The sequence below is a fragment of the Streptomyces sp. NPDC048420 genome (assembly GCF_040651535.1).
Classification (GTDB): Bacteria; Actinomycetota; Actinomycetes; order Streptomycetales; family Streptomycetaceae; genus Streptomyces.
The window spans coordinates 254,656-279,340 of record NZ_JBEZKG010000001.1; the positions used below are offsets into that span (position 1 = coordinate 254,656).

Here is a 24,685-nt window from a genome sequence, read left to right on the forward strand (position 1 = left end):
CCTACGTTCGTCCAGGTCGGTGCGGGTCATCGACTGTCGTACGGAATATCGAACGAAGGATGGATGCCGTGGCAGCCGAAGGCCCCGCCCCCGAGAAGCTCACCATCGACCTCGGCACCGAGACCGGCCCCTTCCACGGCGGAGCCAGCGGCACGCTCTACGGCCTCTACGGCGACGGCGTGCCCAGCCGCACGGTGGTCGAGGGCATGTACCCGCGCACGGTGACGACCAAGGCCCAGGACGGCATCCAGCACCCCGGCGGCGACGCCCTGGAGATCCTGCCGCCCTTCGTCGCGGCGGGTGGCAAGGACGTCTACGTCTACCTTCCCGATTTCTACCGCGGCTTCCCCTACGAGTGGCCCGGCGCCACCGGCGAGGAGCGGCTCGCCGGACATCTGGACGTGATCCGCCGCCAGGTCGAACAGGTCCTGACGCTGGGGGAGTTGAAGGAACACGTCGTCTACGTGCCGTTCAACGAGCCCGAGGGCAACATGTTCGGCGACGGGGAGTGGAGCTACGACCAGGTCTCCTGGCGGACCGACCCCGGCCACTACTTCGGCGCCTGGGAGGCCGCGTACCGCCTCATCAAGGACCTCGACCCGGACGCGCGCGTGGCCGGACCCAACACCTGCATCCTGTACCCCGAGGTCAGGGACTTCCTGGAGTTCGCCAAAGCCCACGACGTGCTGCCGGACATCGTCACCTGGCACGAGCTGTCCTCGCCTGCGGAGGTCCGCACCAACATAGCCAAGTACCGGGACTTGGAGAGGGAGTTGGGCATCGGCCCGCTGCCCGTCAACATCAACGAGTACGCGCACAACTACCACGTCTCCGTCCCGGGCCAGATGATCCAGTGGATCGCCGCCATCGAGGAGTCGAAGGTCGACGCCGACCTCGCGTACTGGAACATCGCCGGCAACCTCAACGACTCGGCGGTGGAGGCGAACAAGGCCAACGGCCAGTGGTGGCTGTACAACGCCTACGGACAGCTGACCGGTAACACCGTCCGGGTCCTCGCCCCGCACCCCAACGAGCAGTACACCCTCCAGGGCGTCGCCACCCTCGACCGGGAGAAGCGGCAGGCACGGGCGCTGTTCGGGGGAGCGGGCGGTGCGGCGGACGTGGTCTTCGAGGGTGTGGACGCGGAGGTGTTCGGTGCCGTGGTCCACGTACGGCTGGTGGAGATCCTGTGGACCGGCCAAGTGGGCGCCAGTGCACAACCGTTGCGACTGCGGGACGAGGAACTCCCCGTCCTCGACGGCAGGCTGACGGTCGGTCTGACCGACCTCGACGCGATGTCCGCGTACCAGCTGATCCTGTCGCCCGGCGGCAACGGCGCCGTCTCCGTGCCGCCCGCGGTGCGCTGGAGACGTACGTACGAGGCTGAGGACGGCACCTACACGGGTGGCGGCTACACGAAGAACGGTCCCGAGGGCTCCCCGTCCGCCGTGGACCGGTTCGCCACCTCCGGCGGCTACCACGTGGGCGGACTGCGCACCGGCTCCGACGGCGTGCTCGCCTTCGATGTCGAGGTCCCGCGGGACGGGACGTACGACGTCGTCGTGTTCGCGGGCTCGCACAACCTCGCCGACCTCGTGCGCGAACAGGGCCCGACCAACGTCTTCCTGCGCGTCGACGGCGAGGACCCGCGCGAACTGCGGCTGCCGCTCGGCTACAAGCCGGCTGTGTGGGGGCACACCGACACGCGCGTCGAACTGACCGCGGGCCGGCACCGGATCACCCTCGCCGCGCAGGACCCCGACCTCGGGGTCACCAAGGGCGACGCGAACATCGACAAGCTGGACCTCGTGCTGCGCGCCGAGGACGAGACGGCGCTGTACGACGCCGAGTTCACCCACCTCGGTGGGGGCGCCCGGGTCAGCCACGCGCACCGAGGGGCCTCGGGACCCGGCGTCGTCGTGCTCCCGCGGGGCGGCACCGTCACCTTCTGGGTGTACGCGGCCGACGACGGGGAGGCCTCGGTCACCGTCGACCTGCTCGGGCCCGGAGAGGGCGTGTTCAGTGTCAACGGTGAGGAGGTCGGTCGCGTCGAGCGCGGTGCCGTACCGCTCTTCCTGGCCGGGGGTGTCAACCGGATCACCGTCACCGGGACGTCGGACCGTCTGATCGTCGACCGCCTGCGCGTCGCCCCCTCGCGCGGCCTGCTGCCCACGAGCGTGTACGCCGCCGAGGAGGGCGTCCTGACCGGCGCGGCGAGGGTGACCGGATACGCGTACGCCACCGGCGGCAAGGCGGTCGACGGCGTCGGCGCCGGGCCCGCGAACGCACTCGCCCTGACCGTCACGGCGGACCGCGCCGGACGCCACGCGCTGACGATCCGCTACTCCAACGGGGAGCAGCCCCCCTCCACCCACTACAACCCGGACCCGGTCTGCCGCCACGCCGACATCTCCGTCAACGGCGCCCCCGCGCACCGGGTCCTGTTCCCCACCACCTTCCACTTCAACAACTTCTGGAACCTGTCCCTACCCGTCACCCTGCGCCCGGGCCTCAACACCCTCACCTTCACCGCCGACGAACTACCGGACTTCGGCGGTGACACCAGCAACGAGTACGGGCAGCGTTCCGCGTACGCACCCGTCATCGACCAGGTCACGGTGACACCGCTCGCTGAGGGGGAGGCACCGGTGGCCGCGTAAAGGGTCAGATCCCGGGCCGGTACCGGATCGGATGGTCCGCCGGCACCTCCACCAGCACGATCGGTGTGCCGTCCGGGTCCGCCACCCACATCTCGACCAGCCCCCACGGTTCCTTCACCGGCGGCCGTACGATCTCGACGCCCTTGCCCAGCAGCTCCTGGTGGGCCGCGGCGACGTCGGGGACCTGCAGCCACAGCCGCACATCCGCCGACGGCGGGGCCTCGGACCGTCCGGACAGCTCCAGGAAGCCGCCGCCGAGGAAGTAGACGGTTCCGCGCTCCGGTCCCGTACCGAAGTCGCGGTACACGGCGAGGCCCAGCTGATCGCCGTAGAAGGCCCGGGAACGCTCCGGATCGGTGGGCCGCAGCAGAACGCGGCCGCTCAGTACGTGCACCATGCGGGCGAGCCTAGCCGGGGAGTTACCCTCGTCCGTGCCCGAGTCGTGCCCCGAAGTGGAGATGCGCCCCATGGAGACCACCGCCGGCCTCACCTTCCGTGACGCCACCGACGCCGACGTGGACACGCTCGTCGCGCTCGTCGAGTCGGCGTACCGGGGGGACGACAGCCGGGCCGGATGGACCACCGAGGCGGACATCCTGGAGGGACAGCGGACCGACCCGGAGGGTGTGCTCGCGGTCATCAAGTCGCCCGACAGCCGGCTGCTGACCGTGGAGCGGGACGGCCGGGTCGTCGCCTGCTGCCAGCTCGAACACCGGGGCGCCCACGCGTACTTCGGGATGTTCGCGGTCAGCCCCGCGCTCCAGGGCGGCGGCCTCGGCAAGGTGATCATCGCGGAGGCGGAGCGGATCGCCGGGGAGACCTGGGGCGTCACCGAGATGCACATGACCGTGATCTCCGTGCGCGACGACCTCATCGCCTGGTACGAGCGGCGCGGCTACCGCCGTACGGGAGAGATGACGCCGTTCCCGTACGGCGACGAGCGCTTCGGCATTCCGCAGCGCGACGACCTGGAGTTCGAGCTGCTGGTCAAGCCCCTGGCATGACGGGTGTGACGTTCATGCGGTGAAGCGGCCGGTGCGCTTGATCTCCGGGTAGTCGGTCGTCGCGCCGTCCAGTCCCAGGGCCCGCACAAGGCGCAGCTGGTCCTGGGTGTTCACCACCCAGCCGATGATCTTCAGATCCGCCTTGCGGGCCGCCTCGACGACCTCGAGCGTCAGCCGGCGGATGTTCAGACAGACCGTTCCCGCCCCGGCCTCGACGGCCCGCTCCACGATGTCCGGGCCGAACCGGCTGCCGATCAGCGCGGTCCGCACACCGGGCACCAGGCGGCCGATCTCGGCGATCGCCTCGTCGTGGAACGAGGAGACCTCGACCCGGGAGACCAGATCCCGCCGCAGCATGACCTCGGCCAGCGCACGGGCCGCCGCGATGTCCTTGATCTCGGCCTGGAGCGGCGACCGTACGGCGTCCAGGACCTCCTCGAACACCGGGACCTGCTCCCCGCGGCCCGCGTCCAGGGCGCGCAGCTCGGCGAGGGTCTTCTCGGCGATCGGGCCGGTTCCGTCGGTCGTGCGGTCCACGTCGGTGTCGTGCATGACGACGAGAGCGCCGTCCTTGCTCAGATGCAGATCGAGTTCGATGACGTCGAGACCGGCCTCCTGGGCGGCGCTGAAGGAACGGAGGGTGTTCTCGGGTTCGACACCCATGATTCCGCGGTGACCGATGGTAAGGAAGTTCAAGGTTCAACTCGCTTCCGTCGACGGCGGCTCGTGCAGAGCCGCAGCCTAATGGCTACACCGTGTGATGGACCCATGCGTACACGAGGGATCACGGTGACGTACGGGACGGACCTTTCTCCCTACCCGAAAACGCTGCGCTCATGGCACCCGGCAGGAAAAAATTCGGTGACCATTGGGTCGCGCAGGATAACTTCCCGAGTCTGCCCTTGCTGGAGGGAAGCCCGTATGTATACGGTCTCCATACGCGAGGTTCTCCCGTGGAGGATGGGACATGACGGAAATTCTTGTGCAGGCGGCTTCGGGGGGCCAGGTTCCTCCCGTGACCAGGGTGGTGGAGCACCCGGCATGGCCCGTGCTCAAGGATGCCGTGGAGCGGATTCGGCCATGGCAGTCCAAGGACGGGTCGATCGACTTCGAGGCGGACGGCGCCCCGTCCCGCGCGGACGCCGAGGCGGTCGTACGGCAGGTCGTGGCAGCCGTCGAGGAGTTGTCCCCGCTGCTCCCGCATGACGGCGACTACCACGCGGCCCTGGCGAAGGACCTCACGCGCTGGGCCGAGGGCGGCTTCGCGGTGCCTGACTTCCTCGACTCCCTGCTGGCCTTCCAGCCCGCGGCGAACCGCGCGGACGGCCTCCAGCACCTGGTCGTCTTCCCGATGTACACGCAGAACGGCAACCCCGACCGCAACCTCGAAGCGGTCGTGCTGCGCATGGTCTGGCCCGACTGGCTGGCCGAACTGGAGCGCACCCGCTACGACAACCCGCTGTTCTGCGGCATCAAGTTCGAGGACTTCACGGCCGGTTACGACACCAACTCGGCCGTCCTCTTCCCGGAGACCATCGCCGTGCGCGAGGCGCCGGAACGCTTCTCCTGGGGCGGTATCTTCTGCGACCGCGAGGCCGCCCGCTTCCGCCGGGTCACCGACGCCGCCGTCGACATCCTGGGCCTGGAGCTGCCGGAGGACATCGCCGCGATGGTCCACGACCAGAAGCGCTGCGAGGAGGCCTTCGTCCTGTGGGACATGGTCCACGACCGCACCCACAGCCATGGCGACCTGCCCTTCGACCCGTTCATGATCAAGCAGCGCCAGCCGTTCTGGATGTACGGCCTCGAAGAGCTGCGCTGCGACCTCACCGCCTTCAAGGAGGCCGTGAAGCTGGAGGCCGACGGCGTCCCGCAGGCCCGTGACGTGCAGTACGCGGTCCTGTTCGACCGCATGTTCCGCTTCCCGGTCACCGGCGAGCGGGTGCGCAACTACGACGGCCTCGGCGGCCAGCTCCTCTTCGCCTACCTGCACAAGCACGACGTCGTGCGCTGGACCGACAACAAGCTGTTCATCGACTGGCAGCGCGCCCCGCAGGTCACCAACCAGCTGTGCGGCGAGATCGAGGACCTCTACCGCGCCGGCATCGACCGCCCGAAGCTCGTCCACTGGTTCGCCGCGTACGACCTGGTCGCGCGGTACCTCGCCCCGCACCCGGGCTCCAAGTGGGCCAAGGGTCCGGACGCCCTCGACCTGTCGCTGCCGCCCCGGAAACTCGTCGATGACGTGCTTCCGGACGAGTTTCCGCTGAGCATGTTCTATGAGGCACTCTCCAAGAAGCTTCGCCAGGTGATCGCATCCACCCGGGGCATCACCGCGGAGAGCGCCGAGCAGGCCGCCGCGTGACCGAGCGCGGCACCGAGAACACTGCACAGGCCGCTCCGGCGGCAGCTCAGGAGGCGAAGATGGTGGGGAACGGAGCTCTCAGTGGTGCGGTGGTCGCGGTGGCCGGCGCGGGTGGCCCCGCGGGCCGCGCGACGCTGCTGCGACTTGCCGAGGCGGGCGCGACCGTCGTCGGCGCGGACAACGACCCGGAGCGTCTCGCGGAGGCCGTGGACGCGGCCCGCTACGCCTCGGGCGGCGCCACGGTCACCGGCGAGCCGGTCGACCTGCTGGACCTGGACTCGACCCGTGAGTGGGCATCGCACATCGAGAAGGACTTCGGCCGTGTCGACGGTCTGGTCCACCTCGTCGGCGGCTGGCGCGGCAGCGAGACCTTCATCAAGTCGAGCCTGGACGACTGGGACTTCCTGGAACTGCTGCTCATCCGCACCGTCCAGCACACCTCCCTCGCCTTCTACGAGGGCCTGCAGCGCAGCGAGCGCGGCCGCTACGTCCTGATCAGCGCCGCCGGCGCGACGAAGCCCACGGCCGGCAACGCGTCGTACGCCGCCGCCAAGGCCGCCGCCGAGGCCTGGACGCTCGCTCTCGCCGACGCCTTCCGCAAGGCCGGGGGCGCCGACGGGCCGACCTCCGCGGCTGCGATCCTGGTGGTGAAGGCACTGGTGCACGAGGCGATGCGCGCCGAGCGGCCCAACGCGAAGTTCGCGGGCTTCACGGACGTCAAGGAACTGGCCGAGGCCATCGCCGGTGTCTGGGACAAGCCCGCCGCCGAAGTGAACGGAAACCGTCTGTGGCTCACCGAGAAGCCGTGAACCCCCCGAAGACCGACGCCCGTCGCCATCACGACCCGCAGGTCCGCGGCTTCGCCAGCGACAACTACGCCGGGGCCCACCCGGAGGTGCTCGCCGCCCTGGCCCTGGCCAACGGCGGGCACCAGGTCGCGTACGGCGAGGACGACTACACCGAGAACCTCCAGGGCGTCATCCGCAGCCACTTCGGCGCTACGGCGGAGGCGTTCCCGGTCTTCAACGGCACCGGCGCCAACGTCGTCGCGCTCCAGGCGGTCACCGACCGCTGGGGCGCGGTGATCTGCGCCGAGAGCGCGCACATCAACGTGGACGAGGGCGGGGCGCCCGAGCGCATGGGCGGCCTGAAGCTGCTCACCGTGCCGACGCCGGACGGCAAGCTCACACCCGAGCTGATCGACAAGCAGGCGTACGGCTGGGACGACGAGCACCGCGCGATGCCGCAGGTCGTCTCGATCACCCAGAGCACGGAACTCGGCACGCTCTACACGCCCGACGAGATCCGCGCGATCTGCGACCACGCCCACGCGCATGGGATGAAGGTCCACCTGGACGGCTCCCGCATAGCCAACGCGGCCGCCTCCCTGAACGTCCCCATGCGGACGTTCACCAACGCCGTCGGCGTCGACATCCTCTCCCTGGGCGGGACGAAGAACGGCGCGCTGTTCGGCGAGGCGGTCGTGGTCATCAACCAGGACGCGGTCTCCCATATGAAGCACCTGCGCAAGCTGTCCATGCAGCTCGCCTCCAAGATGCGTTTCGTGTCGGTGCAGTTGGAGGCCCTGCTCGCCAAGGACCTGTGGCTGCGCAACGCCCGCCACTCCAACGAGATGGCCCAGCGCCTCGCGGAGGGCGTCCGCGCCGTCCACGGCGTCGAGATCCTCTACCCGGTCCAGGCCAACGGCGTCTTCGCCAAGCTCCCGCACGACGTGAGCGAGCGGCTCCAGAAGCGCTTCCGCTTCTACTTCTGGGACGAGGCGGCGGGTGTCGTCCGCTGGATGTGCGCCTTCGACACCACCGAGGACGACGTGGACGCGTTCGTGGCGGCGCTCAAGGAGGAGATGGCCCGCTGAGACTCTATGCATAGGTATGCGGTCACCTGAAAAGTCATTGACGATCGGGTGATCGTATTCCTATGCTCTGCGGTCATGGAGCTGATCCAGGACACCCCCGACCTTTCCGCGTACTTGGCCGCCGACGAGGTGATCGACCATCACCATCCGCTGGTGCGCGACACAGCCGCACGCCTCGCCGGGGAAGCCGAGGACTCGTATGCCTATGCAAGGCTGGCCTTCGAGTTCGTCCGCGACACCATCCCGCACTCACAGGACTCCGGCGACCTGCGCGTCACCTGGAGGGCGTCCGACGTCCTGGAGCAGGGCACTGGCATCTGCTACGCCAAGGCCCACGCGCTCGCCGCCCTGCTGCGCGCCGAGGACATCCCGACCGCGCTCTGCTACCAGGAGCTCGACGTGGTGCACGGCCTGGTCGCCGTACGGTTCAACGGCGCCTGGCACCGCCAGGACCCCCGGGGCAACAAGCCAGGCGTGGACGCCCAGTTCTCCCTCGACGGCGAGCGGCTGGCCTTCACGCCCGACCCGCAGTCCAACGAAAGGGACTGCCCGGTCCTGTACGCCGAACCGCACCCGGTCGTCCTGAGCGTCCTCAAGGCCGCCCCCGACCGTCCGTACCTCTGGAAAACGCTCCCCACGTCGCTCTGAGGTATCGATGGTCCTCTCGACGAGGCCCGCGGACTCGTCAACGGGCCCAGCACCGACGCCGGTTCGGCCCTCCCCGACGACATGGGGGAAGTCGTACGGCGCGACCGGCCCCCATGAACCCGAAGACAGCCGACTACCGCGCCTCGGCCTCCCGCACCGCTTCCGGCGTAGGTGCCGTACCCCCAAGATGTGCCGGCATCCACCACGTGTCGTCCGGCCCCTTCGGCCGCACCGGATACGCCCGCTGAGCCGCTTCCAGGAGCTCGTTGACCCGCTCCCGAACCTGCCGGGTGATGGCTCCGGCGTACTTGTCCCGGGACGCCTCGACCGCCTCGCCCACCCGGATCGTGATCGGGGTGTGGCTGCGCTTGAAGTTGCGCGGGTGGCCCTTGGTCCAGATCCGCTGGGTGCCCCAGAGAGCCATCGGGATCAGCGGAACGCCCGCCTCCTGCGCCATCCGCGCCGCACCCGACTTGAAGCTCTTCAGTGTGAAGGACTGCGAGATCGTCGCCTCCGGGAAGACCCCGACGATCTCGCCCGACCGCAGCGACTCCAGAGCGTGGGCGTACGCCTTCTCGCCCTGCGCACGGTCGACCGGGATGTGCTTCATCCCGCGCATCAGCGGACCGGAGACCTTATGGCGGAAGACGGACTCCTTCGCCATGAAGCGCACCAGACGCTTCTGGGGGAGCGCCGCCAGGCCGTTGAAGACGAAGTCCAGATAGCTGATGTGATTGCTCACCAGCACGGCGCCGCCCGAGCGCGGGATGTTCGCCGAACCCTTGAGGTCGATCTTGAGGTCCCAGGCCTTGAACAGCGCCTGGGCGAATCCGACGACGGGACGGTAGACAAGCTCTGCCATGGGCGGGGTGAGCCCTTCCTGCTCTGCCGGGGTAGCGAGTCCCGACATTAAGTTACGCAGCCGTAGGTTTACGGCATCTCGCAGATCGTGCCCCAAGAACGGGCGGGGAGCCAGTCCTGGTGCCCGACCCGGGCGAGATTCTCGTCACGTCCACCCGGTGATCCACCTTGGGCTTTTAAACCGCCTTTACTCCGCGCGTACCGTTACCCGCCGTACGAGCAGGTACATCTCGCATCCCAGGCAGTACCCGAACGCGGCGTTGAGAAAGGCCGCCGCCAGTGCCGCGCCGGTGGCCGCAAGTCCCAGCCACTCCGGCCCGATCCCGTATCCCACCAGTCCGAGGACCGCGAAGGCGAGCCCCACGCCCTGCGCGAAGCGCGGCGGCTCCGGCGCCTCGAACTCGGTCGGCGGTCCGATCCGCGGCCGTACGGCCTTCTGGAACAGCCATCCGTACGGCGAGCGCCCCACCCCGCCCGCCGCGCCCAGCGCGAACGCAAGCGTCTGCCAGGCCAGCAGCCAGAAGCTGCCGGTGATCAGAACGACCGCCAGGGCGACGGTGGTCACGGCCGCGCCGAAGCGTGGCCCTCGTGCATCAATGTCCATGAATCAAGCATTCCGCAACGGAAAGACTGGGGGGAGTCGGGAATCTTTGCAGTCTCGTGAATGCTTGTGCGGGTGATGACCGGACTTGTGGTGTGCGTGGTGGTGCTCGCGGTGGCGAGCGCCTATGGAGTGCTGCAACGGCGGCGGAGCGGGAGGGTACGGGTGCGCGGGCGCGACGACGACAAGAGGATCGGCGCCGCCGAGTTGGGGGAGGAACTCGGCGAACGCGCCACGCTTGTCCAGTTCTCCAGCGCCTTCTGCGCGCCCTGCCGGGCGACCCGGCGCGTGCTGGGCGAGGTCGCCGGCATGGTCCCGGGCGTGGCCCACGTGGAGATCGACGCCGAGAAGAACCTCGACCTGGTCCGCGCACTCGACATCCTCAAGACGCCGACCGTGCTGGTCCTCGACGTGGACGGCCGGGTCGTGCGGCGGGCCACCGGTCAGCCCCGCAAGGCGGACGTCATCGCGGCGATCGGGGAGGCGGTTTGACCCCGAGTGCGCCCACGGTGAGGCATCTCCCATATGCCGGAACGTACTTGACTGCGCACCGCACGTATCGTCAGCCTGACCGTATGCCTACGGAACTCCTTCTGTTCGGGCGGGTTCATGTCGACCTCGCCCGCACCGCGAGCGCGCGCTGTCCGGCTTGTTGAGCAGCCACGGTCCCGCTCGACACTCCTCGCAGAAGGAACACCCATGACGGCCTCGCCCGACCTCGGCACTCCTCAGCTCGCCTCGCCCGACCTCCTGCGTTCCGTCTTCCGGCGGCACGCGGCAGGAGTCGCCGTGATCACCGCGAGCGGTGACACCGGTCCGGTCGGTTTCACCGCCACCTCCCTCTCCTCGGTCTCCGCCGAGCCCCCGATGCTCTCCTTCGGAATCGGTACGGGCGCCTCCAGCTGGCCGGCGATATCCCGGGCCGAACACGTCGGTGTGCACATACTCGGTGAGCATCAGGAGGAACTGGCCGCCACCTTCGCCCGCAGCGGTGCCGACCGCTTCGGCGCGCCCACCGCCTGGCGGGAGGGGCCCGAGGGCGTCCCGGTCCTCGACGACGTCCTCGCTTGGCTGGTCTGCCGGGTACACGCGCGCGTGCCCGCCGGGGACCACCGCATCGTGTTGGCCGAGGTGCGGCTCGGTGACCCCGCCGGCGCCGGCCGGCCACTGCTCTATCACCAGGGCCGGTTCAACGGCCTGCGCGACTGATCGGATCGTCGGCTCTCCCGCTGGTGTGCGCGGCCGTCGAGTTCCGATTACGCTGCGTTGCAAAGGTCACAGTTCAAAGCGCTTGCTTAGCGGGCATGAACTGGGTGTACTGGCGAGTAATATTTCGGCTGGAGCGCAGCCCGCCCCGACCGGGATCGGCCACTTGGGGCGCCTATGCTGCCTGCAAGAGGCAGCCGAGAAATGACGATGCAGTAGGAGAGCCGGCGTGAGCTTGAGGATCGTTGTCACTGTGAAGTACGTGCCCGACGCCACTGGCGACCGGCACTTCGCCGATGACCTGACCGTCGACCGGGACGACGTGGACGGTCTGCTCTCCGAACTGGATGAGTACGCGGTCGAGCAGGCGCTGCAGATCTCGGAGAACTCCGATGACGACGTCGAGGTCACCGTCCTGACCGTGGGTCCCGAGGACGCCAAGGACGCGCTGCGCAAGGCGCTGTCCATGGGCGCCGACAAGGCCATCCACGTCGAGGACGACGACCTGCACGGCACCGACGCGATCGGCACCTCGCTGGTGCTGGCCAAGGCGGTCGAGAAGGCCGGCTACGACCTGGTGATCTCCGGCATGGCCTCCACCGACGGCACCATGGGCGTCGTACCCGCGCTGCTGGCCGAGCGCCTTGGTGTGCCGCAGGTGACGCTGCTGTCCGAGGTCTCCGTGGAGGACGGCACCGTGAAGGGCCGCCGGGACGGGGATGCCGCGAGCGAGCAGCTGGAGGCTTCCCTGCCGGCTGTCGTCTCCGTCACCGACCAGTCGGGCGAGGCGCGTTACCCGTCCTTCAAGGGGATCATGGCGGCGAAGAAGAAGCCGGTTCAGTCCTGGGACCTGTCCGACCTGGACCTGGAGGCCGAGCAGGTCGGCCTGGAGGGCTCCTACACCACGGTCGACTCCGCCGCGGAGCGTCCGGCCCGCACGGCCGGCACGATCGTCAAGGACGAGGGCGAGGGCGGCAAGCAGCTCGCCGAGTTCCTCGCGAGCCAGAAGTTCATCTAAAGGGTTCTGGCCCGCTGAGGCTCAACCCCCTTACCGCCCCTTAAGCCTTCGCAATCCGCAGGAGAGCATTCCCATGGCTGAAGTTCTCGTCTACGTCGACCACGTGGACGGTGCCGTCCGCAAGCCCACTCTGGAGCTGCTGACCCTGGCCCGCCGCATCGGCGAGCCGGTCGCGGTCGCGCTGGGCGCGGGTGCCGCCGACACCGCCGCCGCGCTGGCCGAGCACGGCGCCGTCAAGGTCCTCACCCACGACGCCTCCGAGTACGCCGACTACCTGGTCGTGCCCAAGGTCGACGCGCTGCAGGCCGCGGTCGCCGACATCTCCCCGGCCGCCGTGCTGGTGCCGTCCTCCGCCGAGGGCAAGGAGATCGCCGCCCGTCTGGCGCTGCGCATCGGCTCCGGCATCATCACCGACGCCGTCGACCTGGAGGCCGGCGACGAAGGCCCGGTGGCCACCCAGTCGGTGTTCGCCGCCTCGTTCACCACCAAGTCCCGTATCTCCAAGGGCACCCCGGTCATCACCGTCAAGCCCAACTCCGCCGCCGTGGAGGCCGCCCCGGCCGCCGGTGACGTGTCGGAGCTGAGTGTGACCTTCTCCGCGCAGGCGACCGGTACCAAGGTCACCGGCCGTACTCCGCGTGAGTCGACCGGGCGTCCGGAGCTGACCGAGGCCGCGATCGTGGTCTCCGGCGGCCGTGGCGTCAACGGCTCCGAGAACTTCGCGATCATCGAGGCTCTCGCCGACTCCCTGGGTGCGGCCGTCGGTGCCTCGCGTGCCGCGGTGGACGCGGGCTGGTACCCGCACACCAACCAGGTCGGCCAGACCGGCAAGTCCGTCTCGCCGCAGCTGTACATCGCCAACGGCATCTCCGGCGCCATCCAGCACCGCGCGGGCATGCAGACCTCGAAGACGATCGTGGCGGTCAACAAGGACGCCGAGGCCCCGATCTTCGACCTCGTCGACTACGGCGTCGTCGGCGACCTCTTCGACGTCGTCCCCGCCCTCACCGAGGAGATCAACACCCGCAAGGGCTGATCCCGCTCCGGGCGTACGAGGCCCCCGCGACCGCATCGGCGGTCACGGGGGCCTCGGCTCATCCCAGGGTCACCGTAGCCTGCACCGGCAGGTGGTCGCTGGGGAACTGCCCGTTCAGGGCGAAGGTGTTGATGGCGGCCCGGTGGACGGTGATGCCGGGCGTGGTGAGGATCCAGTCGATGCGGTCGCCGTCGGGGGTCAGGGGTTTGTAGCCGTGGAAGGTGGCGTACTGCTTGCCGCGCTCGGCGGCCGCGTCCCAGGTGTCGACGAGTCCTGTGGCGAGCAGGGTGTCATAGGCCGGGTTGTCGTGGGCGGTGGCGTTGAAGTCGCCGGTCACGACGACCGGCAGCGAGCGCTCGAACCCGGCGATCTTCTGGCCGAGGAACAGCGCGGAGCGCTCGCGCGCGTACTGGCCCGCGTGGTCGAAGTGGGTGTTGAGGACGTAGAACTCCCGGTCATCGGCGGTCCGGTCGCGGAAGCGGACCCAGGTGAGGATCCGGGGGAGCGCGGCGCCCCAGGTGTTGGAGCCGATGACCTCGGGTGTGTCGGAGAGCCAGTGGGTGTCGTGTTCCACGGGGGCCAGGCGCCGGGTGTCGTAGAAGACCGCCGTGGACTCGTCGTGGCTGCCGCCCTCGCGCCCGGTGCCGATCCACTCGTAGTGCGGTCCGAGGTCGGTGTGGATGTCGCGCAGTTGCTGGTACAGGCCTTCCTGGGTGCCGATGAGCGTGGGGGCCTCCCGGCGTAACAGTCGGCGCATCACCGGGCGGCGGGCGGACCAGCTGTTGGGTTCGGAAGTGCTGGCGAAACGCAGATTGAACGTCATGACATCGAGTCGGCGGTTGGTCGGCTTGGCGGCGGAGGCCGGCAGCGTGCCGATCAGCGGCACGGTGACGGCGGCGGCCACGACGGTTCTCAGGCCCATGCGACGCGTCATTCTGTGGGTGTCCGACATGTGGTTCCCTCCCGACGGGACAGGATGAATGTTCGAACCGGAGTGCGGTAGAGGGCGTAGAGGTTCTCGGCACCTTGAATGAACGGGGTGGCTCATGCTGTGGACGGGGTGTTGACCGTCGGGAAGCTTCACGGATAGCTTCGTTCTACGGATTGTTGATTCCGTAGAGCGGAAAACAGGAGGTGCGGGATGGGTCAGGGCCGACAGGAGCAGGTGGCGACGAGCCTCGCGGGTGCCGTCAGCGAGGAGATCAGCGCCTCCCTCGCGCCGGTCGACGCCGAACTGGAGCGCCGCTACCCGGGAGACCCCGGCACCCGCCAGCCCGTGCACACCGTCTACGTCCCCGGTGACGTCTTCGCCGCCGACACCATCCGCTCCTGGGGCGACCAGGCCCTCGCCGCCCTCGACGAACACGCCCCGGACGCCGCGTCCTTCGCCGCCGTCCTCGGGCTGTCGGACGACCTCGCCGAGCCCGTCCACGCGCGCGTGCGCGCCAAGCTGGAGCAGGAGCCCATCGAAGACCTGCGCGTGGACTTCGAGGACGGCTACGGCCCGCGCCCGGACGCCGAGGAGGACGAGACGGCGGCCCGCGCGGCCCGGCTGATCGCCGAGGCGTACAAGAACGGCACCGCGGCGCCGTACATGGGCATCCGGATGAAGTGCATGGAGGCGGCCGTCCGGGACCGCGGCATCCGGACCCTCGACGTCTTCCTCACCGGGCTGATGACCGCGGGCGGCCTGCCCGAGGGGCTGGTGCTGACCCTGCCGAAGGTGACCTACGCCGAGCAGGTCACCGCGTTCGTTCGGCTCCTGGAGGCCTTCGAGAAGGCGCACGGCCTGGACACCGGGCGGCTCGGCTTCGAGATCCAGATCGAGACCAGTCAGTCCATCCTCGCCACCGACGGCACCGCCACCGTCGCCCGCATGATCCAGGCCGCCGAGGGGCGGGCCACCGGACTGCACTACGGCACCTTCGACTACAGCGCCTGCCTCGGTGTCTCCGCCGCCTACCAGGCCAGCGACCACCCCGCCGCCGACCACGCCAAGGCGATCATGCAGGTCGCGGCCGCGGGCACCGGCGTACGGGTGTCGGACGGCTCCACGAACGTCCTGCCGGTCGGGCCGACCGCGAAGGTCCACGACGCCTGGCGACTGCACTACGGTCTGACCCGCCGTGCGCTCGCCCGCGCCTACTACCAGGGCTGGGACATGCACCCCGGCCACATCCCCACCCGGTACGCGGCCGTGTTCGCCTTCTACCGGGAGGGCTTCGAACAGGCCGCCGGCCGTCTCACCCGGTACGCCAACCGGACCGGCGGCGACGTCATGGACGAGCCCGCCACCGCCAAGGCCCTCAGCGGCTATCTGCTGCGCGGCCTCGACTGCGGTGCCCTCGACATCGCCGAGGTGGCCCGGCTGACCGGCCTGACCCGGGCCGACCTGGAGGGTTACGCGGCACCCCGGCGCGGGGACCTGGCCGTCGCCACGAAGGAGCCGCAGAAGTAGCGGGCCTGTCACAGTCGCAACCGGCGACTGGAGTTGTCACTCCTGCCCCGTAGTCTGTACCGCACATATTGGCGGGTCACAGGAACGGGGCAGCGGTGTCTTCGGGGGAGACCAGGGGAAACGGCCGGGACGAGACCGGTCGGCTGCTGGCCGGGCGTTATCGCGTCGTGGCCCAGCTCGGGCGCGGCGGCATGGGTGTGGTCTGGCGGGCCGTCGACGAGGTGCTCGGCCGCGAGGTGGCCGTCAAGGAACTGCGCACCTACACCGACGCCGACGGCCCCGAACTCGCCGATTTGCGGCTGCGGATGCAGCGCGAGGCGCGAGCGGCGGCCCGGGTCCGGCATCCCGGCGTCGTCGCGGTCCATGACGTGGGCGAGGTCGACGGACGTCCGCTGATCGTCATGGAGCTGGTCGACGGGCCGTCCCTGGAAGCGGTGCTGCGCAAGCGCGGGCCCCTCGACCCGCAGGAGGCCGCGGGCATCGGCGCCAAGGTGATGGACGCGCTGGCCGCCGCCCACCAGGTCGGTGTGCTGCACCGGGACGTCAAGCCCGGCAACATCCTGCTCGACCGCTCGGGCCGCGTGCTGCTGACCGACTTCGGCATCGCCACCATGGAGGACCCGGGGGACGGCGCGGCCACCCAGCTCACCCGTACCGGCCATCTCGTCGGTTCCCTGGACTACATGGCGCCCGAGCGGGCCCAGGGCGCCGACCCCGGCCCGGCCTCGGACGTCTGGGGCCTGGGCGCCACGCTGTACGCGGCCGTCGAGGGTGCGTCGCCGTTCCGCCGTACGTCGACGTTCTCCACGCTCACGGCGATCGTGGGCGAGCCCCTCCCCGAGCCCCATCGCGCCGGGGCTCTGGCTCCCGTTCTCCAGCGCCTGCTGGACAAGCGTCCCGAAGCCCGCCCGGAGGCCGAGGAGGCCCGCGCGCTGCTGCAGGCGGTGGCGGACGGGGTCATCGGGCAGGACAGCGCCACGACGACGCTGCGGGGCACGGAGGCTTCGGCGGGGCGGGTGGAGCCGGCGTCGGAATCGGATTCGGCGGGCCCGGCGTTGCCGCCGGGTTTCCGGACGGCGGGATCGGCAGGGGCGTCGGCGGCGGCCGAGGGGGCTGGGGCGGCACCGGGTTTCGGGGCGCCGGAGGCGGTGGGTCCCGAGGCGGCGCCCAGGACGACGACGGCGCCGGGCTCCGAGGCCGGACGGGCGACGGGGCCGACGGCGGTGCATGGGCAGGGTGGCGGGCAACTGGCGGGCCCGGCTGCGGTGCATGGGCAAGGGGGTGCGCAGCATGCGGGCCCGGCCGCTGTGCATGGACAAGAGGGTGCGCAGCAAGCGGGCCCGGCGGTGGTGCATGGGCAGGGTGGCGGGCAACTGGCGGGCCCGGCCGCGGTGCATGGGCAAGGGGGTGCGCAGCAAGCGGGCCCGGCGGTGGTGCATGGGCAGGGTGGCGGGCAACCGGCGGGCCCGGCCGCGGTGCACGAGCAGGGGGCCGGACAGCCGATGGGGGCTGCGGCCGCGTCGGGGTTCGGGGCTCCCGGGCAGGGTGCGGCCGGGGCTCAGGGCTTCGGTGGCTCCGGGCAGAACGGTGCGGCGGCGCAGCCGGCTGGGGAGCCCGGCGGCGGTCAGGGACCGTACGGTCCGGGGCAGGCCGGTGTCGGTCAGTCCGGCGTGGGTGTTCCGGGGCAGGCCGTTCCGCCGACGCGGGACTTCGGGGCGTCTGCGACCCACGGCGCCCAGGGCGGTGCTCCGGGGCAGCCCGGGACGCCCGCGCACGGTGCCGGGCCCCTCGTCTCCCACGAGCAGCCTCCGACGAGCCCCATGGACAGCTCGCGCCCGCCCCGGCGCAAGCGGCGCGCCCTGCTGACGGCCATAGCCGTCACGGTCGTGCTCGCGGTGGCCGGAACGACCGCCGCGCTCCTCAATGGCTCGGGCGGTGCCGAGGCCGACGGTCGGTTTCCGGCGTCCGGCACGAGTGCGCCGACCTCCTCCTCGGCCTCGGACCGAACCGACGCCGACCGCACCGGCAGCCCCGAGCCGACGGCCGAGGGTGACAGGAAGAAGACCCCGAGCGCGAAGGAGACGTCCGGCGAGGGCGACGGCTCCGAGCCCACGGGCCGTGCCTCCTCGACCGCCACGCCGAGCCCTTCGGGCGGCGACGACTCGGACGGCAGCGACTCCGGGGGCGGCGCCCCGACCATCGGCAGCTCCAGCACCCCGGCCCCGGCGTGCACCGCCATCGGCGGCGGCAAATACAACTGCACCGTCTGGAAGACCGCCACGTCCTACACCGCATCCGGCGCCGAGGCCGGCGTCCTCTACGCGGGCACCAACTACTTCTACTGCCAGTCGAACCTGGGCCGCCGCGAGACGTCCGGCGAGTGGACCAACGTCTGGTGGGCGAAGACGGACGACGACAGCGGCAACACCGGCGTCTATGTCAGCGACGTCTATGTGAAGGGCGGGGACAACGACGAGCCGGTTCCGGGACTCCCGGTCTGCTGAACCGTCACGTACCGCTCCAGGCCGGACGCCGTCACCCGCTTCTCGTCGGCGAACAGCCGGGTGCCCGCCTCACAGAGCCGACGGTCGGCGCGGGCCCGTACCACGAACTCCTCCGGGGTGACACCGAACAGCTCCCGCAACCGGGCCGATCCCACGAGGAGTTCGGTCAGCAGCTCCCGCTGGCCGGGATGGGTGCGCGGAGCACCGGTGCCGTCGTGCAGGACCCCATGGCGGTTGACGTACGAGTGGACGCCGGGCAGCGTCACGCCGTCCGGCAGCTCGACCCGCACTTCGGGCGCGGGCAGCCAGGCGCGGCCGTAGTTGCCGTTCGGCAGCGGTACGCCCTCGCTCGCGTCGATCACCGTGAGCTGCTCGGCGTCCAGCCAGATGACGAACAACTCCCGTACGGCGTCCGGCGCGTCGAAGGGGGACGCGGAGACGTATCCCATGCGGCTCACGTGCGCGGAGACGCCGACGTCCACGCCGGTCACCCGTGCCCGCACCATCGGGATCGGCGAGGTGATGCCGAACTCGGTCATCTTGTGGCGCAGTTGACCGGGGCTGGCGTTCGAGCCGACCGCGAGGACGGGCGTACGGTCCTCGTGCAGCAGCCGGTCGAGGGGCAGCAGCCGGCCGCCGTGGAGGAGCGCGGAGTCCGGTGGCCAGGCGCCCGGGTAGAGCAACGGGTGATCGCGGGGCGCGTCGGCCAGCCCGAGCGCCTCCAGAGTGGCACCGACGGGATCGTCCAGCACCTGGTCCCCATCCGCGCCCGGCCGCGAGACCTGCGGCTCCGTACGCCCGCCGCCTGTCCCCGTTCCCGTCCCCATCCGCTCAGTCCGCCGGCGGCAGTTCGCCCGAGCCGCGGGTGATCAACCGGGTCGGCAGCTCGATCCGTTCCGGGGTCAGCAGCGTGCCGTCGAGCTGCCGGAACAGGCGCTCCGCGGCCGTGCGGCCGAGGGTCGCCGCGTCCTGGGCGACGACGGTGACGCCCGGTTGCAGCAGGTCCGCGAGTTCGATGTCGTCGAAGCCGACGAAGGCCACGCGGCGGGAGTGTTCGGCGAGGACCCGGATCACGGTGACCGTCACCCGGTTGTTGCCCGCGAAGATCGCGGTGACGGGGGAGGGGCCGGAGAGCATGTCCTCGGCGGCCCGGCGTACCCGCTCGGGGTCGGTGACGCCCAGCGACGTCCAGGCGTCCGCCACCTCTATGCCCGCGTCCTCCATGGCGGCCCGGTACCCGCGCAGCCGCTCGGCCGCCGTGTGGATACGGGGCATGTCACCGATGAAGCCGATCCGCCGGTGTCCGTGGGCGATGAGGTGGGCGACACCGTCGCGGGCCCCGCCGAAGTTGTCGGACAGGACGACGTCGGCGTCGATCCGGCCCGCCGGACGGTCCACGAACACCGTGGCGACGCCCGCCTTCAGCTCGGGCTCCAGATAACGGTGGTCGTCACCGGCCGGGATGACCACAAGGCCGTCCACCCGCCGCGCACACAGAGCCAGCACCAACTCCTGCTCCCGCTCCGGGTCCTCCGCGCTGGAACCGTTGATCAGCAGAGCGCCGTTGGCCCGGGCGATCTCCTCCACCGCGCGGCTGAGGGGGCCGTAGAACGGGTCCGCGAGGTCCTCCAGGACCAGCCCGATGCTGGCGGTACGGCCCTTGCGCAGCACGCGCGCGCTGTCGTTGCGACGGAAGCCGAGCGCCTCGATGGCCTCCCGGACCCGGTGTTCCGTCTCGGGCGTGACCCCCGCCTCTCCGTTGACCACGCGAGAGACCGTCTTGAGTCCCACACCGGCCCGTGCGGCCACGTCCTTCATGGTCGGGCGATTGCCGTACCGGGTTGCGGAGAGGCGGTCTGCTCGGCTGTGGGTGTCGGGCACGATACGGCGTCCTGTCCTGTCGTCGACGGGGATGCGGCGGTCCATGATTTTGTATGAGGATGTGGCGTCGAGCATAGAGTCTGGACAACGTTGTCAGATGCGGGGGACACTGTCCACCGCAATCTGTCGGCCAGCGCCCCCACCGCGACACCGGCCTGCCCATTCCTCAAGGTTGACCGGGGAGAACTGACACTGATGCACACCGACCTCGTGGCTGCGCTCGACATCGGCGGCACCAAGATCGCCGGAGCGCTGGTGGACGGCCACGGCCGGATCCTGCTCCGCGCTCAGCGCGCCACGCCCGCGCAGGAGGACGGCGACACCGTGATGCGCGCCGTCGAGGAGACCCTCGGCGAGCTCACGGCCTCGCCGCTGTGGGCACGCGCAGGCGCCCTCGGCATCGGCAGCGCGGGCCCGGTGGACGCCTCCACCGGCACCGTGAGCCCGGTGAACGTGCCCGGCTGGCGCGACTATCCCCTGGTCAGCAGGGTCCGTGAAGCGGCCGGCGGGCTCCCCGTCGAGCTGATCGGCGACGGTGTGGCCATCACCGCCGCGGAGCACTGGCAGGGCGCCGCCCGAGGGCATGACAACGCCCTGTGCATGGTCGTGTCGACCGGTGTGGGCGGCGGTCTGGTGTTGAACGGTCAGCTGCACGCCGGGCCGACCGGCAACGCCGGGCACATCGGGCACATCAGCGTCGACCTCGACGGCGATCCGTGTCCGTGCGGTGCGCGGGGCTGTGTCGAGCGCATAGCCAGTGGCCCCAACATCGCCCGGCGCGCGCTGGAGAACGGCTGGCGACCCGGTCCTGACGGTGACACCTCCGCCGCCGCGGTGGCCGACGCGGCCCGGCGCGGCGATCCGGTCGCCGTGGCCTCGTTCCAGCGTGCCGCGCAGGCGCTGGCCGCCGGTATCGCGGCCACCGCGACCCTCGTCGAGATCGACATCGCCGTCATCGGCGGCGGGGTCGGCAAGGCCGGTGACGTCCTCTTCGAACCGCTGCGCAAGGCGCTGGGTGACTACGCGACCCTCTCCTTCGTCCAGCGTCTGACGATCGTGCCCGCGCAGATGGGCACGGACGCGGGGCTGGTCGGGGCGGCGGCCGCGGCGCTCGCGAAGAAGGCGGACGCGGCCGCGGCGGTCTGACGTAGAGGTGCTGCCCGCCGACGGCGTCGGCAGAAACGTTCACTTGGCGACCGGGTCCTGCTGTGGCCCCGGTCGCCAAGTCGGTACGCGGCACTCAGCGGCTCAACCCTCCGCCCAGTCCGCGTGGTCCGAGTCGATGCCGTCCCCGCCGTCGGTGACGACGAGCCTGACCACCCGGGCCCCTGGGACGTCCGCGGTGAGCGGCTGGGCCTGCATCGCGTTGGCCAGCACGCCCGTGGACGCCACCTTGGTGCCGTCCGCCCAGATCTCGAAGGCGACGGTGCCGTTCGCGGCCTTCTCGTCGTCGACGCCGACGTCCGTGATCCCCTTGACCATGGACTCGTCGAACTCGGCCCGGCAGTGCGTGGAGTTCCAGTTGTCGAAGCCCATGGGCGGGGTGAGGGCGAGGCTGTCGGCCAGGGCGGGGGACGAGGGTCTCGCCTCGTCCGCCACGGCGGCGGTAGCCGCCGCGGGCACCGTGAACAGCAGCGGAAGGTGGGATGACTGCATGTACGCGTCATCCCGTGGGCGGTTGCGGTAGAACGTGTCGGACTGCGGTGGAAGAGACCCGCACGGATGGTGACACCGTGACCCATTGCGTACGGCGACGTTGATCAGGCCATGAAGAAGCGCAGCATGCTCGCCATCGCCTCCCTCGCCACCGGATTCGTCGTCGCGGCGGTCACGCCCTCGCACTCCCTGGACCTGGGCAAGGACCTGAACCACGTCAACGTCGACGACACCCTGAGCACCCTGGGTCACACCGTCTCCAGCGACAGTCTGGACGGCCTCGACGAGGGGGCCCTCGGGCAGAACGGCTGACGAGGTCCGCCGCACGGACCGCGGCGCCGGAACCCCTTGGACGTGGGGGCTCCGGCGCCGCTTCCGTGCGCCCCCCAGCTGCGGCTGGTTTCCGTGGCAGGGTGGAACGGGCAAGCCTCAGGGGGCCAAACAGAAGAGGGGGAGTCCGTGATCGTCTGGATCAACGGCGCGTTCGGTGCGGGGAAGACCACCACCGCACGGGAACTGATCGAACTGATCCCGAACAGCACGCTCTTCGACCCCGAGGACATCGGCGCGGCGGTCGTGCGGCTGCTGCCGCCCAAGCATCTCGCGGAGGTCGGCGACTTCCAGGACCTGCCGATCTGGCGACGTCTGGTGATCGACACGGCGGCCGCGATGCTCGCCGAGCTCGGCGGGACCCTCGTGGTCCCCATGACCCTGCTGCGCCAGGAGTACCGCGATGAGATCTTCGGTGGCCTCGCCGCCCGCCGGATCAGTGTCCGGCACATTCTCCTCGCTCCGGCGGAAACGATCCTGCGCGAACGAATAGCCGGGCGGGAGATCCCGCCCGACCAAGCGGACGGTGAGATACGACAGTCGCAGTGGGCGGTCGACCACATCGAGCCCTACCGGGCCGCCCTCGCCTCCTGGCTCACCGCCGACGCCCACGTGATCGACACCAGCGCGCTCAACCCCTACGAGACGGCCACCCGGATCACCGAGGACCTCGGCGCGGGGACCGTGCCCGTGTGCGACATTGTGCAGACCCCCGAGCCCACCGCCGAGACCGTGGCCGCCGGGGTCCTCCTCTTCGACGAGCAGGACCGCGTGCTGCTCGTCGACCCCACCTACAAGGCCGGCTGGGAGTTCCCCGGCGGTGTCGTCGAACCCGGCGAGGCGCCCGCGCGGGCCGGTGTGCGCGAGGTCGCCGAGGAGACCGGCATCCACCTCGACGACGTACCCCGCCTCCTGGTCGTGGACTGGGAGCCGCCTGTGCCTCCTGGGTACGGCGGGCTCCGCCTCCTCTTCGACGGCGGCCGGCTCGACTCCACGGAGGCCCACCGGGTGCTGCTGCCCGGACCCGAGCTGCGCGGCTGGTGCTTCGCCAGCGAGGAGGAGGCCGCGGACCTGCTGCCGCCGGTGCGCTACGAGCGGTTGCGGTGGGCGCTGCGGGCCCGGGAGCGCGGGGCGGCGCTGTATCTGGAGGCCGGGGTTCCGATCGGCTGACGTCCGGGCGAAGCCCCGTCGGCGCACGGTGCCGACGGGGCTTCGTCATGTTCGAGGTGATGTTCGAGTCAGGCAAGTAGAGGGCGAGAACCCGCCAAGGGAATCGTCGCGATACCTCCATGTCAGAGCTAATGGAATGTCCCGCCCTCGTCAACACTTGGCAACGAGCGCAAACAATCCCCTTTTCGGCCATTTTCTGTCTTGACCGGTTCTCGGCGTGTTGCGACAGTCCGCTCAGTCTCACGGCGCCGGCAACGGTCGGCGACCTCCAGCACATACCCGGGACGTCCGCACGATGACGACGCAACAGCAGCCGATGCCCGCCGCCACCGGCCCCGCGCAAGCGGCCGGTGAACCGCCGCCGGACCCGCGCGGTGACGGCACGGCGATCACCGGGCGTTCGCCGGCCCGTATGGCCTGGCGGCGCATCAAGCGGGACAAGGTCACCCTGGCCGCGTTCATGATCACCGTGCTGTTCATCCTGATCGCACTGCTGGCCCCGGTGCTGACCGCGATCACCGGCTGGGGTCCCATCACCCCGGACGGCAAGGCGATCGACCCCGACACCGGCAACTTCCCGCGCGGGGCACTGGGCGGCATCAGCCTCACCCACCTGCTCGGAGTCGAACCGGGCACCGGTTACGACCTGTTCGCCCGGATCGTCTACGGCCTGCGCACCTCGCTGCTCGTCGGCTTCGCCTCAGCCGTGCTGTCCACCGTCGTCGGTGTCGTGGCAGGCCTCGCGGCGGGCTACTCCGGCGGCTGGGTCGACTCCGTGCTGTCGCGGATCATGGACGTGATGCTGGCCTTCCCGCAGCTGCTGTTCATCATCGCGCTGACCCCGGTCATCCAGAACGCGATGCAGACCAACAGCCACGGCGGCACCGACGAGAACCTCCGCCTGCTGGTCCTCGTCCTGAACATCGCGGTGTTCGCCTGGGCCTACACCGCCCGGCTGGTGCGCGGGCAGGTCCTGTCGTTGCGCGAGCGGGAGTTCGTCGACGCCGCGCGGATCATGAGCGCCGGACGGTGGCACATCCTCTTCCGCCAGCTGCTGCCGAACCTGTGGGCGCCGGTGCTGATCTCCTTCGCGCTGGCCGTCCCGCAGAACATCACCACCGAGGCGGCCCTGTCCTACCTCGGCGTGGGCGTCATCCCGCCCAACCCGGACTGGGGGGCGCTGCTCTCGGACGCCTCGCAGTACTTCCTCCAGGACCCGATGTACCTGTTCATCCCCGGTGTCCTGCTCCTGATCCTCGTCCTGGCCCTCAACCTCCTCGGCGACGGGGTCCGGGACGCCCTCGACCCCCGCGCGAGCCGCAGCTGACGCCCACCCCCCTCGCACCACCGGCCCGGACGGTTCCGTCACGGACCGCCGAAGCCGAGAACGTACAAGATCGGAGTGTTACCT

General features: G+C 70.5%; 23 protein-coding genes and 1 pseudogene. 16 read left to right on the forward strand and 8 right to left on the reverse strand.

From position 1 onward, the window contains the following. The first annotated feature begins 59 nt into the window (after positions 1-59). On the forward strand, positions 60-2,660 hold the full coding sequence (locus tag AB0D34_RS01060) for a cellulosome protein (protein WP_362654528.1): 2,601 nt from the start codon (positions 60-62) through the stop codon (positions 2,658-2,660). A 4-nt stretch (positions 2,661-2,664) separates the two neighbouring features. Here the strand turns inward: AB0D34_RS01060 and AB0D34_RS01065 are convergent, their stop codons facing one another. Then, a complete protein-coding gene (locus tag AB0D34_RS01065) occupies positions 2,665-3,057 on the reverse strand; it encodes a glyoxalase superfamily protein (protein WP_362654531.1) in 393 nt (130 codons plus the stop codon). A gap of 70 nt (positions 3,058-3,127) precedes the next feature. On the opposite strand from AB0D34_RS01065, the gene AB0D34_RS01070 reads away from it, so the two are divergent. Continuing rightward, positions 3,128-3,664, forward strand: coding sequence for a GNAT family N-acetyltransferase (locus tag AB0D34_RS01070; protein WP_362654534.1), 537 nt, complete (start codon positions 3,128-3,130; stop codon positions 3,662-3,664). Positions 3,665-3,676: 12 nt separating this feature from the next. Here the strand turns inward: AB0D34_RS01070 and AB0D34_RS01075 are convergent, their stop codons facing one another. Beyond that, positions 3,677-4,360 carry a glycerophosphodiester phosphodiesterase family protein gene (locus AB0D34_RS01075; RefSeq protein ID WP_362654537.1) on the reverse strand — a complete coding sequence of 228 codons (684 nt, stop codon included), beginning with the start codon at positions 4,358-4,360 and terminating at the stop codon, positions 3,677-3,679. Positions 4,361-4,631: 271 nt separating this feature from the next. Here AB0D34_RS01075 and AB0D34_RS01080 point away from each other — a divergent pair, with 271 nt between their 5' ends. The 4 genes from AB0D34_RS01080 to AB0D34_RS01095 all read left to right on the forward strand — a co-directional run bounded on the left by AB0D34_RS01080 (position 4,632) and on the right by AB0D34_RS01095 (position 8,553). After that, the gene (locus AB0D34_RS01080; protein ID WP_362654540.1) at positions 4,632-6,029 is read left to right on the forward strand and encodes a DUF6421 family protein; all 1,398 of its coding nucleotides are present in this window, start codon (positions 4,632-4,634) and stop codon (positions 6,027-6,029) included. Between the two features lie 59 nt (positions 6,030-6,088). Then, on the forward strand, positions 6,089-6,838 hold the full coding sequence (locus AB0D34_RS01085) for an SDR family oxidoreductase (RefSeq protein ID WP_362654543.1): 750 nt from the start codon (positions 6,089-6,091) through the stop codon (positions 6,836-6,838). Next, complete coding sequence (locus AB0D34_RS01090) at positions 6,835-7,905, forward strand: low specificity L-threonine aldolase (protein WP_362654546.1); 1,071 nt, start codon at positions 6,835-6,837, stop codon at positions 7,903-7,905. Before AB0D34_RS01085 ends, AB0D34_RS01090 begins: the two co-directional genes overlap by 4 nt. 75 nt (positions 7,906-7,980) lie before the next feature. Continuing rightward, a complete protein-coding gene (locus tag AB0D34_RS01095) occupies positions 7,981-8,553 on the forward strand; it encodes a transglutaminase domain-containing protein (protein ID WP_362654549.1) in 573 nt (190 codons plus the stop codon). 133 nt (positions 8,554-8,686) lie between these two features. Here the strand turns inward: AB0D34_RS01095 and AB0D34_RS01100 are convergent, their stop codons facing one another. Both AB0D34_RS01100 and AB0D34_RS01105 read right to left on the reverse strand, forming a co-directional pair. Beyond that, positions 8,687-9,415 carry a lysophospholipid acyltransferase family protein gene (locus tag AB0D34_RS01100; RefSeq protein ID WP_362654552.1) on the reverse strand — a complete coding sequence of 243 codons (729 nt, stop codon included), beginning with the start codon at positions 9,413-9,415 and terminating at the stop codon, positions 8,687-8,689. A 186-nt stretch (positions 9,416-9,601) separates the two neighbouring features. Then, positions 9,602-10,018, reverse strand: coding sequence for a DUF4395 domain-containing protein (locus tag AB0D34_RS01105; protein WP_362654555.1), 417 nt, complete (start codon positions 10,016-10,018; stop codon positions 9,602-9,604). A 75-nt stretch (positions 10,019-10,093) separates the two neighbouring features. On the opposite strand from AB0D34_RS01105, the gene AB0D34_RS01110 reads away from it, so the two are divergent. The 4 genes from AB0D34_RS01110 (at position 10,094) to AB0D34_RS01125 (ending at position 13,275) form a co-directional block, all read left to right on the forward strand. Then, positions 10,094-10,507 (forward strand): thioredoxin family protein, encoded by a 414-nt coding sequence (locus AB0D34_RS01110; protein ID WP_362654558.1) that lies wholly within the window; start codon positions 10,094-10,096, stop codon positions 10,505-10,507. Between the two features lie 207 nt (positions 10,508-10,714). Continuing rightward, positions 10,715-11,224, forward strand: coding sequence for a flavin reductase family protein (locus AB0D34_RS01115; RefSeq protein WP_362654561.1), 510 nt, complete (start codon positions 10,715-10,717; stop codon positions 11,222-11,224). A 226-nt stretch (positions 11,225-11,450) separates the two neighbouring features. Beyond that, a complete protein-coding gene (locus AB0D34_RS01120; protein ID WP_362654564.1) occupies positions 11,451-12,239 on the forward strand; it encodes an electron transfer flavoprotein subunit beta/FixA family protein in 789 nt (262 codons plus the stop codon). A 73-nt stretch (positions 12,240-12,312) separates the two neighbouring features. Then, complete coding sequence (locus AB0D34_RS01125) at positions 12,313-13,275, forward strand: electron transfer flavoprotein subunit alpha/FixB family protein (RefSeq protein ID WP_362654566.1); 963 nt, start codon at positions 12,313-12,315, stop codon at positions 13,273-13,275. A gap of 58 nt (positions 13,276-13,333) precedes the next feature. Here AB0D34_RS01125 and AB0D34_RS01130 read toward each other — a convergent pair whose 3' ends face one another. Continuing rightward, positions 13,334-14,227 carry an endonuclease/exonuclease/phosphatase family protein gene (locus AB0D34_RS01130; protein WP_362654569.1) on the reverse strand — a complete coding sequence of 298 codons (894 nt, stop codon included), beginning with the start codon at positions 14,225-14,227 and terminating at the stop codon, positions 13,334-13,336. A 189-nt stretch (positions 14,228-14,416) separates the two neighbouring features. On the opposite strand from AB0D34_RS01130, the gene AB0D34_RS01135 reads away from it, so the two are divergent. Together AB0D34_RS01135 and AB0D34_RS01140 are read left to right on the forward strand one after the other, a co-directional pair. Beyond that, positions 14,417-15,733, forward strand: coding sequence for an aldolase (locus tag AB0D34_RS01135; protein ID WP_362654572.1), 1,317 nt, complete (start codon positions 14,417-14,419; stop codon positions 15,731-15,733). A gap of 95 nt (positions 15,734-15,828) precedes the next feature. Next, positions 15,829-18,237, forward strand: a complete 2,409-nt coding sequence (locus tag AB0D34_RS01140; RefSeq protein ID WP_362654574.1) for a serine/threonine-protein kinase — start codon at positions 15,829-15,831, stop codon at positions 18,235-18,237. Here the strand turns inward: AB0D34_RS01140 and AB0D34_RS01145 are convergent. Continuing rightward, positions 18,183-18,920, reverse strand: a complete 738-nt coding sequence (locus AB0D34_RS01145; protein ID WP_362655364.1) for a hypothetical protein — start codon at positions 18,918-18,920, stop codon at positions 18,183-18,185. The genes AB0D34_RS01140 and AB0D34_RS01145 overlap by 55 nt on opposite strands. Before the next feature lie 148 nt (positions 18,921-19,068). Further along, a complete protein-coding gene (locus AB0D34_RS01150; RefSeq protein WP_362655367.1) occupies positions 19,069-20,118 on the reverse strand; it encodes a LacI family DNA-binding transcriptional regulator in 1,050 nt (349 codons plus the stop codon). A 195-nt stretch (positions 20,119-20,313) separates the two neighbouring features. Between AB0D34_RS01150 and AB0D34_RS01155 the strand changes: the two genes are divergently transcribed. Then, positions 20,314-21,264 (forward strand): ROK family protein, encoded by a 951-nt coding sequence (locus tag AB0D34_RS01155; RefSeq protein ID WP_362654577.1) that lies wholly within the window; start codon positions 20,314-20,316, stop codon positions 21,262-21,264. A gap of 102 nt (positions 21,265-21,366) precedes the next feature. Here AB0D34_RS01155 and AB0D34_RS01160 read toward each other — a convergent pair. Beyond that, positions 21,367-21,582 (reverse strand): annotated as a pseudogene (locus AB0D34_RS01160) (NPCBM/NEW2 domain-containing protein); the annotation flags it as partial. A 303-nt stretch (positions 21,583-21,885) separates the two neighbouring features. On the opposite strand from AB0D34_RS01160, the gene AB0D34_RS01165 reads away from it, so the two are divergent. The 3 genes from AB0D34_RS01165 (at position 21,886) to AB0D34_RS01175 (ending at position 24,601) form a co-directional block, all read left to right on the forward strand. Beyond that, complete coding sequence (locus tag AB0D34_RS01165; RefSeq protein WP_362654580.1) at positions 21,886-22,086, forward strand: hypothetical protein; 201 nt, start codon at positions 21,886-21,888, stop codon at positions 22,084-22,086. Positions 22,087-22,233: 147 nt separating this feature from the next. Further along, positions 22,234-23,274 carry an NUDIX domain-containing protein gene (locus AB0D34_RS01170; protein WP_362654582.1) on the forward strand — a complete coding sequence of 347 codons (1,041 nt, stop codon included), beginning with the start codon at positions 22,234-22,236 and terminating at the stop codon, positions 23,272-23,274. A gap of 295 nt (positions 23,275-23,569) precedes the next feature. After that, positions 23,570-24,601 (forward strand): ABC transporter permease, encoded by a 1,032-nt coding sequence (locus AB0D34_RS01175; protein WP_362654584.1) that lies wholly within the window; start codon positions 23,570-23,572, stop codon positions 24,599-24,601. The last annotated feature ends 84 nt before the right edge of the window (positions 24,602-24,685 follow it).